The organism is Pseudomonas sp. MN1F (assembly GCF_009391885.1).
Taxonomy (GTDB): domain Bacteria; phylum Pseudomonadota; class Gammaproteobacteria; order Pseudomonadales; family Pseudomonadaceae; genus Aquipseudomonas.
Map to the genome: position 1 here is coordinate 40,926 of NZ_VZII01000009.1, position 14,631 is coordinate 55,556.

At 63.0% G+C, this 14,631-nt stretch carries 18 protein-coding genes and 1 other RNA gene; 13 read left to right on the plus strand and 6 right to left on the minus strand.

The window, feature by feature from the left end; all coding sequences use genetic code 11:
* The first annotated feature begins 158 nt into the window (after positions 1-158).
* From rho to F6X59_RS06065, 6 genes are all read left to right on the plus strand, one after another.
* A complete protein-coding gene (gene rho / locus F6X59_RS06040; protein WP_003253661.1) occupies positions 159-1,418 on the plus strand; it encodes a transcription termination factor Rho in 1,260 nt (419 codons plus the stop codon).
* Positions 1,419-1,629: 211 nt separating this feature from the next.
* A complete protein-coding gene (locus tag F6X59_RS06045) occupies positions 1,630-1,950 on the plus strand; it encodes a type II toxin-antitoxin system RelE/ParE family toxin (protein WP_152955405.1) in 321 nt (106 codons plus the stop codon).
* Positions 1,947-2,261 carry an addiction module antidote protein gene (locus F6X59_RS06050; RefSeq protein ID WP_152955407.1) on the plus strand — a complete coding sequence of 105 codons (315 nt, stop codon included), beginning with the start codon at positions 1,947-1,949 and terminating at the stop codon, positions 2,259-2,261. The genes F6X59_RS06045 and F6X59_RS06050 overlap by 4 nt, the downstream gene beginning before the upstream one ends.
* A 161-nt stretch (positions 2,262-2,422) precedes the next feature.
* A complete protein-coding gene (gene ubiD, locus F6X59_RS06055) occupies positions 2,423-3,889 on the plus strand; it encodes a 4-hydroxy-3-polyprenylbenzoate decarboxylase (protein ID WP_152955409.1) in 1,467 nt (488 codons plus the stop codon).
* Entirely contained in the window at positions 3,889-4,857 is a 969-nt protein-coding gene (locus F6X59_RS06060) for a CDP-6-deoxy-delta-3,4-glucoseen reductase (protein WP_152955412.1), read from the plus strand. The genes ubiD and F6X59_RS06060 overlap by 1 nt, the downstream gene beginning before the upstream one ends.
* 245 nt (positions 4,858-5,102) lie before the next feature.
* Positions 5,103-5,762 carry a gamma-glutamylcyclotransferase gene (locus tag F6X59_RS06065; protein WP_152955414.1) on the plus strand — a complete coding sequence of 220 codons (660 nt, stop codon included), beginning with the start codon at positions 5,103-5,105 and terminating at the stop codon, positions 5,760-5,762.
* Between the two features lie 24 nt (positions 5,763-5,786).
* Here the strand turns inward: F6X59_RS06065 and F6X59_RS06070 are convergent, their stop codons facing one another.
* A complete protein-coding gene (locus tag F6X59_RS06070) occupies positions 5,787-6,764 on the minus strand; it encodes an NADPH:quinone oxidoreductase family protein (protein WP_152955416.1) in 978 nt (325 codons plus the stop codon).
* Positions 6,765-6,933: 169 nt separating this feature from the next.
* On the opposite strand from F6X59_RS06070, the gene F6X59_RS06075 reads away from it, so the two are divergent.
* Complete coding sequence (locus tag F6X59_RS06075; protein ID WP_176507537.1) at positions 6,934-7,338, plus strand: flagellar basal body-associated protein FliL; 405 nt, start codon at positions 6,934-6,936, stop codon at positions 7,336-7,338.
* Positions 7,339-7,430: 92 nt separating this feature from the next.
* On the opposite strand, the gene F6X59_RS06080 is transcribed toward F6X59_RS06075, so the two are convergent.
* Positions 7,431-7,883, minus strand: a complete 453-nt coding sequence (locus F6X59_RS06080) for an EVE domain-containing protein (protein WP_152955420.1) — start codon at positions 7,881-7,883, stop codon at positions 7,431-7,433.
* Positions 7,884-8,061: 178 nt separating this feature from the next.
* Between F6X59_RS06080 and F6X59_RS28350 the strand changes: the two genes are divergently transcribed.
* Positions 8,062-8,211, plus strand: a complete 150-nt coding sequence (locus F6X59_RS28350) for a hypothetical protein (protein ID WP_178120040.1) — start codon at positions 8,062-8,064, stop codon at positions 8,209-8,211.
* Positions 8,212-8,228: 17 nt separating this feature from the next.
* Here F6X59_RS28350 and F6X59_RS06085 read toward each other — a convergent pair whose 3' ends face one another.
* From F6X59_RS06085 to F6X59_RS06100, 4 genes are all read right to left on the minus strand, one after another.
* Positions 8,229-8,837, minus strand: coding sequence for a 5-formyltetrahydrofolate cyclo-ligase (locus F6X59_RS06085; protein ID WP_085676402.1), 609 nt, complete (start codon positions 8,835-8,837; stop codon positions 8,229-8,231).
* 56 nt (positions 8,838-8,893) lie between these two features.
* A non-coding RNA gene (gene ssrS, locus F6X59_RS06090) (6S RNA) lies at positions 8,894-9,073 on the minus strand.
* 17 nt (positions 9,074-9,090) lie between these two features.
* Entirely contained in the window at positions 9,091-9,411 is a 321-nt protein-coding gene (locus tag F6X59_RS06095) for a cell division protein ZapA (protein ID WP_152955422.1), read from the minus strand.
* On the minus strand, positions 9,408-9,590 hold the full coding sequence (locus F6X59_RS06100; RefSeq protein WP_031322377.1) for a TIGR02449 family protein: 183 nt from the start codon (positions 9,588-9,590) through the stop codon (positions 9,408-9,410). Before F6X59_RS06100 ends, F6X59_RS06095 begins: the two co-directional genes overlap by 4 nt.
* 182 nt (positions 9,591-9,772) lie before the next feature.
* On the opposite strand from F6X59_RS06100, the gene F6X59_RS06105 reads away from it, so the two are divergent.
* Genes F6X59_RS06105 through F6X59_RS06125 form a run of 5 tightly spaced genes read left to right on the plus strand, consistent with a single transcriptional unit; the run spans position 9,773 to position 14,586 of the window.
* The gene (locus F6X59_RS06105; protein WP_152955424.1) at positions 9,773-10,327 is read left to right on the plus strand and encodes a YecA family protein; all 555 of its coding nucleotides are present in this window, start codon (positions 9,773-9,775) and stop codon (positions 10,325-10,327) included.
* 22 nt (positions 10,328-10,349) lie between these two features.
* A complete protein-coding gene (pepP, locus tag F6X59_RS06110) occupies positions 10,350-11,684 on the plus strand; it encodes a Xaa-Pro aminopeptidase (RefSeq protein WP_152955426.1) in 1,335 nt (444 codons plus the stop codon).
* Positions 11,681-12,880: a 2-octaprenyl-6-methoxyphenyl hydroxylase gene (gene ubiH, locus F6X59_RS06115; protein ID WP_152955428.1), complete on the plus strand. Its 1,200-nt coding sequence runs from the start codon at positions 11,681-11,683 to the stop codon at positions 12,878-12,880. Before pepP ends, ubiH begins: the two co-directional genes overlap by 4 nt.
* Positions 12,877-13,359, plus strand: coding sequence for a DUF4442 domain-containing protein (locus F6X59_RS06120; RefSeq protein ID WP_152955430.1), 483 nt, complete (start codon positions 12,877-12,879; stop codon positions 13,357-13,359). The genes ubiH and F6X59_RS06120 overlap by 4 nt, the downstream gene beginning before the upstream one ends.
* A gap of 9 nt (positions 13,360-13,368) precedes the next feature.
* Positions 13,369-14,586 carry a 2-octaprenyl-3-methyl-6-methoxy-1,4-benzoquinol hydroxylase gene (locus tag F6X59_RS06125; RefSeq protein WP_178120044.1) on the plus strand — a complete coding sequence of 406 codons (1,218 nt, stop codon included), beginning with the start codon at positions 13,369-13,371 and terminating at the stop codon, positions 14,584-14,586.
* Positions 14,587-14,631 lie beyond the last annotated feature (45 nt).

A 14,631-nucleotide genomic window follows, 5' to 3' on the forward strand; every position in this document is an offset into this window, starting at 1 on the left:
TACATTCGGCCTCGCACTGCTTCTCCAGTGCCCTCTGCACGCCGTCGCCGAAGCATCCCTAATTCGAATCAGTACGCGATCCTGTCGCCATCAAGCGGCGCGGCCTCATTAAGCCAAAGCTTAATTCTCCCTTCTTACATGATTACGTCATTCCCCTTATGAACCTGACTGAACTCAAGCAAAAGCCGATTACCGATCTTTTGGAAATGGCCGAACAGATGGGCATCGAAAACATGGCCCGTTCGCGCAAACAGGACGTGATTTTCGCCCTGCTGAAAAAGCACGCGAAAAGCGGCGAAGAGATCTCGGGTGACGGCGTGCTGGAGATTCTCCAGGATGGTTTCGGTTTCCTGCGTTCGGCTGATGCGTCCTACCTGGCCGGCCCTGATGACATCTACGTCTCGCCAAGCCAGATCCGCCGTTTCAACCTGCGTACCGGTGACACCATCGTCGGCAAGATCCGCCCACCGAAGGAAGGGGAGCGTTACTTCGCCCTGCTGAAGGTCGACACCATCAACTTCGACCGCCCGGAAAACGCGAAGAACAAGATCCTCTTCGAAAACCTCACGCCGCTGTTCCCGAACAAGCGCCTGAAGATGGAAGCCGGTAACGGCTCCACCGAGGACTTGACGGGTCGTGTCATCGACCTGTGCGCCCCGATCGGCAAAGGCCAGCGTGGCCTGATCGTCGCTCCGCCGAAAGCCGGTAAGACCATCATGCTGCAGAACATCGCGGCGAACATCACCCGTAACAACCCCGAGTGCCACCTGATCGTCCTGCTGATCGACGAGCGCCCGGAAGAAGTGACCGAAATGCAGCGCACCGTGCGCGGCGAAGTGGTCGCCTCGACCTTCGACGAGCCGCCAACCCGCCACGTGCAGGTTGCCGAAATGGTCATCGAGAAGGCCAAGCGCCTGGTCGAGCACAAGAAGGACGTGGTCATCCTGCTGGACTCCATTACCCGTCTGGCGCGTGCCTACAACACCGTGATCCCGAGCTCTGGCAAGGTGCTGACCGGTGGTGTCGACGCCCACGCCCTGGAGAAGCCGAAGCGCTTCTTTGGCGCCGCGCGTAATATCGAGGAAGGCGGTTCGCTGACCATCATCGCCACCGCGCTGGTCGAAACCGGCTCGAAGATGGACGAAGTGATCTACGAAGAGTTCAAGGGTACCGGCAACATGGAGCTGCCCCTGGACCGTCGCATCGCTGAAAAACGCGTGTTCCCGGCCATCAACATCAACCGTTCCGGTACCCGCCGCGAAGAGTTGCTGACCGCCGACGACGAACTGCAGCGCATGTGGATCCTGCGCAAGCTGCTGCACCCGATGGACGAGATCGCCGCCATCGAGTTCCTGGTCGACAAGCTCAAGCAGACCAAGACCAACGACGAGTTCTTCCTGTCGATGAAGCGCAAGTAAGCTTCGTTCGATCATGCCAGAAGCCGGGGAAACCCGGCTTTTTGCTGTTTGTCACAAAAGACCGTTCGCCAGCATCCTGAACGCAGGCCACCATGCTGTCTGCGGGCTGTCATGCCACCCAAGGCACTCTGCCTCCCGCCAAAAGCCAGCTCGCATAGGCGGCTGACCAAAAAAAACGACACGGAATTGTCTCTTTTAAGGTACAGTGTGGATGTACGCAGTTCATCACGTTCTATCCAGTAATGGCGTGGATCTCTACCAGGCATGGCTGGACACCATTCGCGACACAAGGGTGAAAGCGCGAATCACCACAAGGGTCGACCGGGCCGCGCAGGGTCATTTTGGCGTGACCGAGCCAGTGGGTGATGGCGTGTTCGAGATGAAACTGGATTTCGGGCCAGGCTATCGCATCTATTACGCCACCTTTGGGCGAAGGATAATCTTCCTGCTCGGTGGTGGTTCGAAAGACCGGCAGCAGGCCGATATTGACCAGGCCAGATCACTTTGGCGCAGGCACAAGGTAAAGCTATGACCGGCACACGTCCCCATGAAGAAAGTGTTCTCGAGATGCTCCGCAACGACGAGTCCTTTGCCATCGATTATCTCGCCGTTGCGCTTGAGGAAATCGATGAGCCTGGAGGCGCCGCAGGGTTTCTCACGGCGGTTCGGCGTGTGGCTGAAGCGCGCGGCGGCATGGGCAACCTTGCTCAGGTCACCGGGCTTGCTCGTCCCAACCTCTATCGGGCGTTGGCAGCGGACGGTGACCCAAAGTTGTCGACCGTGCTGAAGGTCCTGCAAGCGCTTGGCATCGGGCTGTCGAAGGTGGTTTCGCATAATCGATGAAGTGCAAGTAAGCTTCCTCACCAGATATCGATTGGGGCCGCTTCGCGCGAAACCTCCGCGAAGGGCTGCGAAGCGGCCCCAATGCATTTTTGCCCCCAAACAAAACCCTATCGGCGCTACACTCTGCACCCCGACCGATACGGCCAACACGAGGCTCATGCATGCAGTATCGCGATTTGCGCGACTTCATCCGTGGCCTGGAGCAGCGCGGTGAACTCAAGCGCATCCAGGTTCCGATTTCCCCTGTCCTGGAAATGACCGAGGTCTGCGACCGCACCCTGCGCGCCAAGGGCCCGGCCTTGTTGTTCGAAAAGCCCACTGGCTTCGACATCCCGGTACTGGGCAACCTGTTCGGCACGCCAGAGCGCGTAGCCATGGGCATGGGCGCCGAGTCGGTCGACGAACTGCGCGAGATCGGCAAGCTGCTGGCCTTCCTCAAGGAGCCGGAGCCGCCGAAAGGCCTGAAGGACGCCTGGTCCAAGTTGCCGATCTTCAAGAAGGTCGTGTCGATGGCGCCCAAGGTGGTCAAGGATGCGGTGTGCCAGGAAGTGGTCATCGAGGGCGACGATGTCGACCTCGGCCAGCTGCCGATCCAGCACTGCTGGCCAGGCGACGTGGCGCCGCTGATTACCTGGGGCCTTACCGTGACCCGTGGCCCGAACAAGGACCGCCAGAACCTGGGCATCTATCGCCAGCAGGTGATCGGCCGCAACAAGGTGATCATGCGCTGGCTGAGCCACCGTGGCGGCGCGCTGGATTACCGTGAGTGGTGCGAGAAGAACCCGGGCCAGCCGTTCCCGGTCGCCGTGGCCTTGGGGGCTGACCCGGCCACCATCCTTGGCGCCGTGACGCCTGTGCCAGACACCCTCTCCGAATACGCCTTCGCCGGCCTGCTGCGTGGCAACCGTACCGAGCTGGTCAAGTGCCGTGGCAGCAACCTGCAGGTGCCGGCCACCGCCGAGATCATCCTCGAAGGCGTGATCCACCCGGGTGAAATGGCCCCGGAAGGCCCGTATGGCGATCACACCGGCTACTACAACGAAGTGGACAGCTTCCCGGTGTTCACCGTCGAGCGCATCACCCACCGGCAGAAACCGATCTACCACAGCACCTACACGGGCCGGCCGCCGGATGAACCGGCGATCCTGGGTGTGGCGCTGAACGAAGTGTTCGTGCCGATCCTGCAGAAGCAGTTCCCGGAAATCGTCGACTTCTACTTGCCGCCGGAAGGTTGCTCGTACCGCATGGCGGTAGTAACCATGAAAAAGCAGTACCCAGGCCACGCCAAGCGCGTGATGCTGGGTGTGTGGTCGTTCCTGCGACAGTTCATGTACACCAAGTTCGTTATCGTCACCGACGACGATATCAACGCCCGCGACTGGAACGATGTGATCTGGGCCATCACCACGCGCATGGACCCCAAGCGTGATACGGTGATGATCGACAACACGCCCATCGATTACCTCGACTTCGCGTCGCCGGTATCGGGGCTGGGGTCGAAGATGGGCCTGGACGCCACGCACAAGTGGCCGGGCGAGACTACACGCGAATGGGGCCGGGTCATCGTCAAGGACGATGCCGTCACCCGCCGTATCGATGAGCTGTGGGATCAGTTGGGAATAGATTGATGCAGGTAACGTTGCAGCCGTCCGGGGCGGTGCTGGCGCTTGAACCCGGGGAACGGATCCTGGATGGAGCGCGGCGGCTGGGCTATGACTGCCCGAACAGCTGCCGCAATGGCAATTGCCATGTCTGCGCCGCGTTGTTGGTCGAAGGAAGTGTGCGTCAGGACGGTGTAGTCCGTGACCATGGCGAGTTGTTCACCTGTATTGCCGAACCGCTGGAGGACTGTGTGTTGCTCTGGGATGGTGTGCTTGCCCTGGGCGAGCTGCCGGTGCGCAAACTGGCGTGCAGTGTGAGCGAATGCGTCGAGGTCGGTGGCGACGTCTGGCGCGTGCGCCTGCGTGCGCCGGCGGGCAAGCCGCCGCGTTACCATGCCGGGCAGTACCTGATGATCGAGCGCGAGGGCGGCAAGCCAGCAGCCTTCTCGCTGGCCTCCGCGCCGCATTCCGGGCGAGAGCTCGAGCTGCATGTACTGGCCCGCGAAGCCAGCGCGTTGCAGCTGCTGGCGCAGTTGCAGCGTGACCGCTTGGTGCGTATCGAAATGCCGTTCGGCGATACCCACCTGGCCGAGCTGCCTGACGGGCCGCTGGTGCTGATTGCTGCTGGCACCGGCATGGGCCAGATGCACAGCCTGGTCGAACATTGTCGTGCCCAGGGCTTCAAGCACCCGGTGCACCTGTACTGGGGCGTGCGCCGCCCGGAAGACTTCTACAGCATCGAGCACTGGGCCGAATGGGAGCGCTTGCCCAACCTGTTCCTGCACAAGGTGGTCAGTGACCTGTGCGGCTGGGAAGGGCGTTGCGGCATGCTGCATGAAGCAGTGTGCGAAGACGTGAAAGACCTCAATACCGTGCATGTGTATGCCAGCGGTTCGCCAAACATGGTCTACGCCACCCTCGACGCCCTGGTCGAGGCCGGCATGGATGCACACCGCATGCGTGCCGATGTGTTTGCCTACGCACCGCGCGGTTAATAACCGAAGTTTGAACTAGTGGGTATAAGGCGGTAATTGTTACCGCCTGCGCCAATAACTTTCACCGCCTTCGAAATAATAACTCCCAGTCGTCGGGACTGTGCGTGAAACTTTCACGCCAGGGCTTGAGCATTGCCCGGTTTCTATTCTATGGTTAATGCAAGCGTCCGTGGCGCGGCGGCGCAGGCCGCATGGCACACGGCTCTCGCTACATCTGTAGTACACGGGGAATAATGGCGGCAGTTATGTCGGCACTTGAAAGTTTGTCCTGGGAAGTTGCTTATCCTCCGACGCTCGACTTCGGTCAGCAACTGACCCGTGAGCAATTGCTCAACTCCATGCATACGACCATGTCGCGCCATGAAGGTGGCCCGGTCTGGCTGTTTGCCTATGGTTCGTTGATCTGGCGCCCGGAATGTAATTCCGTGGAGCGCCAGCGGGCGCGCGTGCATGGTTATCACCGCGGGTTGTACTTATGGTCGCACGAGCACCGGGGTACACCGGAAACGCCCGGCCTGGTCTTTGGCCTGGATCGCGGGGGCTCTTGCAGCGGGTTTGCCTATCGCCTCGATGAAAGCAACCTTGATGATTCGCTGATGGCCCTGTGGCAGCGGGAGATGCCTTATCCGGCCTATCGGCCGCACTGGCTCAGCTGCCGGCTGGGTGATGGCAGCAAGGTGCAGGCCTTGGGGTTCGTGCTGGAGCGGCACCTGCCATGCTATGCAGGCAACTTGCCGGATACGTTGCTTAGCCAGATTCTGGCCAGTGCCAAGGGGCGATACGGCACCACGCGCGATTATGTCGAGCAGACCTTGAATGCGCTGCGTAGCCATCAGATGCCCGATCGCAATCTCGAGGCGCGGTTCAGGCGTTGTCATAGCCTGCACGGACCTCTTCGCGGGTGAACCCGCGAAGAGCCCGAACCTGCCTTACTGGGCCAGTACCACCAACTTACCCACAGCCCGCCGCTGCCCCAACGCTTCAATGGCAGCCCCGGCTTCAGCCAGTGGATAAGTCTGCGACACCAATGGCTTCAACTTGCCTTGCGCGTGCCAGGCAAACAGCTGCTGGAAGTTGGCCGCATTGTCCTCGGGTTGTCGCTGGGCAAACGCCCCCCAGAACACCCCAAGTACCGCCGCCCCCTTGAGCAGCACCAGGTTCGCCGCCATCTGCGGTATCGTCCCGCTGGCAAACCCCACCACCAGCAGCCGGCCCTGCCACGCCAGCCCGCGCACGGCTTGGTCGAACAGCTCGCCGCCCACCGGGTCGTAGATTACATCCACGCCCTGGCCGCTGGTCAGGCGTTTGATCTCATCCTTGAGGCTGGCCTGGCTGTAGTCGATCAGTTCGTCAGCCCCTGCGGCCTTGGCAACGGCGAGTTTCTCGGCGCTGCTGGCTGCAGCAATCACTTTTGCGCCCATGGCCTTGCCGATTTCCACCGCTGCCAGGCCAACGCCACCGGATGCACCGAGCACCAGCAGGGTTTCGCCGGGCTGCAGCTGGCCGCGCTGCCTGAGTGCATGCATCGAGGTGCCATAGGTCATGCCGAACGCAGCGGCAGTAGCAAAATCCATGTGCTCGGGGATCGGCATGACGTTGTAGAACGGCACCGCCACCTGCTCGGCAAACGCCCCCCAGCCGGTCAGGGCCATCACCCGGTCGCCCACCTTGAAGGTACCGGCCCGTTCGCCGACCGCAGCGATCACACCAGCGGCTTCGCCACCCGGCGAAAACGGCAGGGGTGGCTGGAACTGGTACTTGCCTTCGATGATCAGCGTGTCGGGGAAGTTGACCCCGGCAGCTTGCACGTCGAGCAGGATCTCGTTCTTCTTCGGCACCGGGCTGGCCACCTCTTCCAGCACCAGGTCACGAGCTGGGCCCAGGGTTTTGCACAACACAGCTTTCATCGGGGCTATTCCTTTGCGTGTAGTGGCCGATAAGTGTAGGAGGGGCGCCTGCCCGGTCAACGAGCATGCCCTGCCCTGATGTGCGGGTATAAGTGTTGGCACAAGCCCGGGCTTGGGTTTGTCCGGCATGCTGGGTAAGCTGGCGCCAACTGTTTCTAGGAGCGAATTCGTGAAAGCGTGGATCTTGATGGTACTGGCGCTGATGCTGCCAGCGGCGGCCATGGCCGAGGAAGCCAAGGAAGGGGAGCCGAAGGTTTCCTACATCACCCTGAGCCCGCCCTTCGTCGGCAACTACGCCCTCGATGGCAGCCCCAAGCTGCGCGTGTACAAGGCCGATGTGGCCCTGCGCGTAACCGGCGACGCTGCGGCAGCTGCGGTCAAACACCAGGAGCCGTTGATCCGTAATCAGCTTGTCGCACTGTTTACCCAGCAGACGGTGGATAGCATGAGCAACGTCGAGGCCAAGGAGAAGCTGCGCCAGGAAGCATTGAAGCAGGTGCAGCAGGTGATGGAGTCGGAAGAGGGCAAGCCGATTGTCGAGGATCTGCTGTTCAATAACCTGATTGTGCAGTGATTTGGCCTGGCTTTAGAGATTTGGCGTCTGTGACATCGAGCGCCGCCCGCGCGGCGCTCGATCGCAAGCGCGCTGCAGCACTAAAGCCGAACTCATCGCGCCAGCGCAATGATCGCCGCCCACTGCTCCGCAGTCACCGGCATCACCGACAACCGCGTGCCTTTCTGCACCAGCGGCAATTCTGCCAGCGCACTCTGTTGCTTGAGCAAACCCAGCCCCAGCACCTGACGGAAAGTTTTCACGTGGGCCACATCTACCGCGCTCCACGGGTTCTTCTCGGCATTGGCCTTGGCGTCGAAATAGTGGCTTTCCGGGTCCAGTGCCGTCGGGTCCGGGTAGGCCGCTGCGGTGATTCGAGCGATGCCGGCAATGCCCGGCTGCGGGCAGCTGGAGTGGTAAAAGAAGAACTCGTCACCTACGCCCATGGCCCGCATGAAATTGCGCGCCTGATAGTTGCGTACGCCATCCCAGCGCGCCTCGCCCAGGCGGCCCAGACCCTCGATCGAGAGCTCGTCGGGCTCGGACTTCATCAGCCAATAGGCCATGGATACTGCTCCTGAAAAGGTTTGAAATAACCTGTTGCACGAAACCGACAGCCGGTTGGCGTCAACGTTTGCGTGTCGACTCAGGTTGTCGGAAAATGCGCCGATTTTAAAGCTAGACGCTCCGGCGGCACCTAGAAGGTCGCCGAGCCTGAACGTATGCCTAGGGGGGCATTCTTCGATGAATCAACGCAAACCGGATCTCCTGTGGATCCTGGTCTTCATCTTTGGTCTTGGTGTGGTCACCACCGGTTATGCTCAGGGTATCTGGGAGCGCAAGCTGGACACCGCCTATCAGACGCCGGTCGACGCCAGCCCGCAGAAGCGCTGACTTCCCCGCTGACGCCGTCAGTTCGGCGCCAGGTACCAGCCACGGTCGCTGACCGTCCCCTGCAGTGGTACATCCCAACTGGCTTGCGCCAGTCGCTCGACCTTCTGGCATTCATGCGCCAGCCCCAACAGCAATGGTTTCTTCCAGGTCTTGCGACGTGCCTGGTAGGCCAGGCTGCGGTCGTAGAAGCCCCCTCCCATGCCCAGTCGACCACCGACTTCATCGAAACCGACCAGCGGCAACAGGATCAGGTCCAGCGACCAGATCGGGCGCTGGCGCCGACGATCGGTCAACGGCTCGGGAATACGGAAGCGGTTGCGCTTGAGCTTTTCGCCCTGTTCAAAACGCTGGAACACCATGCGCGTGCGCGGCCAGGCATGCAGTACCGGCAGGTAGGTGCGCTTGCCCCGGCGCTGGGCCTCGCGCAGCAGCAGGCGCGGGTCGATTTCACCGTCGTTGGGCAGGTACAGGGCGATATGCCGGGCGCGGCGGAACAAGGGGTGCTGCGCCAGCTGGCGGAACAGCCCGCGTGAGGCCTGGTGTTGCTGGGCGGGTGTAAGGGCGCGGCGGGCATTGCGAAGCAGGCGACGAAGCTGGGGGCGGGTAAGCGGCGCAGTTTCGGTCATGGCACTGGTTATCCCAGGTGTCGGATTGCCCAGCTGAGCGCTGGGCAGGAAGAATCAGGCTCCCCGATAAGACCGCTATCGGTGTAGCCCTTGAACCCGAAAGTTCAAGGTGGAGATTGCAGGGGGCGTTAAGGCTTTCCGTCGGGCGGACATGCACACCGGCCCCAGCGTGCAACCCCCGTGGTTGTGCGTATCGGCTCAGGGACATAACCGACTGGCGCATCCCCCAGGGAGTGGCGCCAGTATACCAATCTCAGCCGTTTTTGGTACCCGCGTCGTCGGACAAAGCCTGATCGACCCGCTCCAGCAGGTCACGCACCTGCTCACGGTTGGTGCCACTCACCGGCGCGTCGGTACGTTCTTCCTGGCGGTGCAGCATTTCATGAGTGATGTTCAACGCCGCCATGACCGCAATACGGTCGGCACCGATCACCTTGCCGCTGCTACGGATCTCGCGCATCTTGCCGTCCAGGTAGCGCGCGGCGCTGACCAGGTTGTTGCGCTCTTCCGGCGGGCAGATGATCGAATACTCCTTGTCGAGGATCTGCACGGTGACGCTATTGCTTGAACTCATGAGTCTTGCTCCAGGGCCTTCAGGCGTAAAATCATCGACTCGACCTTGCGCTTGGCGATCTCGTTTTTTTCGATGAGGTGGGCGCGCTCCTCGCGCCAGGATTTTTCCTGAGCTACTAGGAGTGCATTTTGCCGTTTTAGTTGCTCGATGCGTTCAATCAGCAACTCGAATCGGCTCATCAGCGCTTGCAGGTCGTTCTCTTGCGTGGGTTGCACTCGATTCGCTCCGTCGTTGAATCACCCTGCGATGATGCCTCTCCCTGCGCAGCGGCGGCCAGTGCCGATGGTCTTGGCGCGCCTGCCGGTGCTAGGATACAAGGTCTTCATTCTAGTCAAATGCGCCGTCTGGCGCCTAGCCGACCATGCCTAATACTCAATCGCCTTACGTTGCCTTCGCCATGCTGCTTTCGAGCAATGGCCACCCTGTAACCCCTGCCGAGCTGCACGGCCTGCTGATCGGCCGCAGCTGCGCCGGTGCCGGCTTCGATGCCGAGGCCTGGCTGGCCGATGCCGCCCAGCTGCTGGAAATCGAACCCGGTGACACCGTGCGCAATGCCCTGATCGGCCTGCAAGAGATGGTCAAGGGCGAGCTGAACAGCGAAGACATGGCCATCGTCCTGCTGCTGCCGAGCGACGATGCCGCACTCGCTGACCGCGCCGAGGCGCTCGGCCAGTGGTGCCAGGGCTTCATCACCGGCTTCGGCCTGAACGCGGGTGGCAAGGACCTGTCTACCGAAGCCAAGGAAGTGCTGCAGGACCTGGTGGCCATTTCCCAGGTCCAGGAAGCCCTTGAAGAATCCGAAGACGGCGAGAGCGACTACATGGAAGTCATGGAGTACCTGCGCGTCGCGCCGCTGCTGCTGTACACGGAGCTGGCCGCGCCTGCCGCACCTGCACCAAAACCTTCGCTGCACTGATCAACCGGGGGTAGTCCTGCCCATGAGCCACATACCCAAGGCCGAGTATGCCCGTCGGCGCAAGGCGCTGATGGCGCAGATGGTCCCCAACAGCATCGCCATCCTGCCCGCCGCCGCAGTTGCCATCCGCAACCGCGACGTCGAGCACGTGTACCGCCAGGACAGCGATTTCCAGTACCTCAGCGGTTTCCCCGAGCCTGAGGCGGTGATCGCACTGATCCCTGGCCGCGAGCATGGCGAATACGTGCTGTTCTGCCGCGAGCGCAACCCGGAGCGCGAGCAGTGGGACGGGCTGCGTGCTGGCCAGGAAGGCGCAGTGCGTGACTTTGGCGCGGACGACGCCTTCCCGATCACCGATATCGACGAGATCCTGCCAGGCCTGATTGAAGGCCGCGAGCGGGTCTACAGCGCCATGGGCAGCAACGCTGAGTTCGATCGCCGCTTGATGGACTGGATCAACGTGATCCGCTCCAAGGCGCGCCTCGGCGCCCAGCCGCCGAACGAGTTCGTTGCGCTGGATCATCTGCTGCACGACATGCGCCTGTATAAATCGGCAGCGGAAGTGAAGGTCATGCGTGCCGCTGCGGAGATCTCTGCGCGCGCCCATGTGCGGGCCATGCAGGCCTGCCGGGCCGGGCTGCACGAGTACAGCCTGGAAGCCGAGCTGGACTACGAGTTCCGCAAGGGCGGGGCGAAGATGCCGGCCTACGGTTCGATCGTCGCCGCCGGGCGCAATGGCTGCATCCTGCACTACCAGCAGAACGATGCCCCGCTCAAGGATGGCGACCTGGTGCTGATCGATGCCGGTTGCGAGATCGACTGCTACGCCAGCGACATCACCCGCACCTTCCCGGTCAGCGGGCGTTTTTCGCCCGAGCAGAAGGCCATCTACGAGCTGGTGCTCAAGGCCCAGGCCGCGGCCTTTGCCGAGATTGCCCCAGGCAAGCACTGGAACCATGCCCACGAGGCGACCGTGCGGGTCATCACCGAAGGCCTGGTGGAGCTCGGCTTGCTCAAGGGTCAGGTGCAGGCGCTGATCGACAGCGAGGCCTACCGGGCCTTCTACATGCACCGCGCCGGGCACTGGCTGGGCATGGATGTGCATGATGTCGGCGAGTACAAGGTTGGTGGCGAGTGGCGGGTGCTGGAGCCCGGCATGGCGCTGACTGTCGAGCCAGGCATCTACATAGCCGCCGACAATCAGGAGGTCGCGAAGAAATGGCGCGGCATCGGCATCAGGATCGAGGACGACGTGGTAGTGACCAAGCAAGGTTGTGAAATTCTGACCTCGGGTGTGCCCCGCACGGTCGCCGAGATCGAGGCGCTGATGCAGGCTGCGCGCAAGGACGCGGCATGAGTCGGGTCAACCTGGCGATCATCGGCGGTGGCCTGGTGGGCGCAAGCCTGGCGCTGGCCCTGCAGGCCGGCGCCAAGGCGCGGGGCTGGAAGATCCTGCTGATCGAGCCGTTCGCCCCCGGCGACAGCTTCCAGCCCAGCTACGATGCACGCTCCTCGGCGCTGTCGTTCGGCACCCGGCAGATCTACCAGCACCTTGGCCTGTGGCAGACCATCAGCCCGCGTGCCGAGCCGATCCGGCAGATCCAGGTTTCCGACCGTGGCCGCTTCGGCGCCACCCGCCTGGACGCCCTGGAAGAAGGCGTGCCGGCTCTGGGGTACGTGGTGGAGAACGCCTGGCTCGGCCAATGCCTGTGGCAAGGGCTGGACAGCGAGGTAGTGAGCTGGCGCTGCCCCGCCGAGGTGAAGGCGATGCAGGCCATCGAAGGTGGTTACCGCCTGCTGCTGGACGACGACACCAGCCTGGAATGCGACCTGGCAGTGCTGGCTGACGGTGGCCGCTCCGGCCTGCGTGAGCAACTGGGTATCCATGTGCGCCGTACGCCCTACGAGCAGAGCGCGCTGATCGCCAACATCACCCCAGGCGAGGCCCACTGCGGCCAAGCCTTCGAGCGTTTTACCGAGCAAGGCCCGATGGCGTTGCTGCCATTGCCGGACAACCGCTGCGCGCTGGTCTGGACGCGGCAAGGGATGGATGCCCGGCGCCTGGCCGAAATCGACGAGCGCAGCTTCCTGCGGGAGCTGCAGGATGCCTTTGGTTATCGCCTCGGCGCCCTGCGCCAGGTCGGTGCCCGGCATCTCTACCCGCTGGCGCTGATCGAAGCCCAGGAGCAGGTACGCCCACATCTGGTGGTGCTGGGCAACGCTGCGCACAGCCTGCACCCGATCGCCGGGCAGGGCTTCAACCTGTCGCTGCGTGACGTGCAGTCGCTGGCCGATGCGCTGCTGGCCGGCCCGCAGCACCCAGGCGATCTCGCCACCCTGCAGGCCTATCACCAGCGCCAGCGCCTCGACCAGGCCCTGACCATCGGCTTCTCCGACCAGGTCACCCGCCTGTTCGGCAGCAACCAGCCGCTGCTGGCTGCCGGGCGCAATATCGGCCTGCTCGGGCTCGACCTGTTGCCACCGGCAAAAAGCTGGTTCGCCCGCCAGGCCATGGGCCTTGGCACCCGCCCCGATCCGCGGGGCCAGGCATGAGCAGCCCGCGCAGGCTGGCGCGCCGGGCGCGCATGTTGCGCTGGCTGCTGAATTTCTACCCGCCGTACCTCGGCGCTGGCATCCACATCCAGCACATCAGCCCGGACATGCGCAGCGTCAAGGTACGCATGAAGCTGACCCGCTGGAACCGCAATTACGTCGGCACCCAGTTCGGCGGCAGCCTGTACTCGATGGTCGACCCGTTCTACATGCTGCTGCTGATCGAGCAACTGGGCCGCGAGTACATCGTCTGGGACAAGGCCGCCAGCATCGATTTCATTGCGCCGGGCAAAGGCACGGTGTACGCCGAATTCCACGTCGATGACGCGCTGCTGGGCGAGATCCGCCAGCAGACCGCCACCGGCAAGAAGTACCTGCCGCGTGTGCAGGTCGATATCCGTGACGAAGCCGGCGAGCTTGTGGCACGAGTCGATAAAACCCTATACGTGCGGCTCAAGCCGCAAGCGAGGCAGGCGTAAGGCATGGAAATGCGCGCAGATCTGTTGATTGTCGGTGCCGGTATGGTCGGCAGCGCACTGGCCCTGGCGCTTCGCCACAGCGGCCTGGAGATTCTCCTGCTCGATGGCGGCCCGCTGTCGGTCAAACCGTTCGACGGTGCCGCACCGTTCGAGCCACGGGTCAGTGCCCTGTCGGCGGCCAGCCAGCGCATTCTCGAGCGCCTGGGTGCCTGGGACGGTATCGCCGGGCGGCGCGTGTCGCCGTATTCCGACATGCATGTGTGGGACGGCAGCGGTACCGGTCAGATTCATTTCTCGGCAGCCAGCGTACATGCCCAGGTGCTCGGCCATATCGTCGAGAACCGGGTAGTGCAGGACGGTCTGCTGGAACGCCTGCACGACAGCGACATCGGCCTGTTGCCCAATGCCCGCCTGGAGCAGCTGCGCCGCTCCGGTGACGAATGGCTGCTGACCCTGGCCGATGGCCGCCAGCTGCGTACACCGCTGGTGGTGGCTGCCGACGGCGCCAACTCGGCGGTGCGCCGGCTGGCCGGCTGCGAGACCCGCGAGTGGGATTACCTGCACCACGCGATCGTCACCAGCGTGCGCTGCAGCGCCGCGCACCAGGCCACCGCCTGGCAGCGCTTCACCGACGAGGGGCCGCTGGCGTTCCTGCCGCTGTCGCGTGACGGCAAGCAGGACTGGTGCTCGATCGTCTGGTCGACGACCCCGGAGCAGGCCGAGCAGATCATGGCGTTGGATGACCAGGCCTTCCTCAAGGCCCTGGAGCGCGCCTTCGAGGGGCGCCTGGGCGATGTGCTGGAGGCCGACCCGCGCGTCTGCGTGCCGTTGCGCCAGCGCCACGCCAAGCGCTACGTGGACGAAGGGCTGGTGCTGATCAGTGATGCCGCGCACACCATTCACCCGTTGGCCGGGCAGGGCGTCAACCTGGGCTTCCTCGATGCTGCGGTGCTGGCCGAGGTGCTGGAGAATGCCTGCGAGCGCGGCGAGCGCTTGGCGGATGTGAAGGTGCTCAGCCGTTATGAGCGCCGGCGCATGCCGCACAACCTGGCGTTGATGGCGGCGATGGAAGGCTTCGAGCGGCTGTTCCAGGCCAATCCGTTGCCGTTGCGCTGGTTGAGAAACAGCGGGTTGAAGCTGGTGGAACAGATGCCGGAGGCCAAGGCGATGTTCGTGCGCCAGGCGCTGGGGCTTACGGGTGACCTGCCGGATCTTGCCAAGGCTTGAGATCGCTGGGGCCGCGAAGCGGCCCTTTGCAACATCCGGTAACTG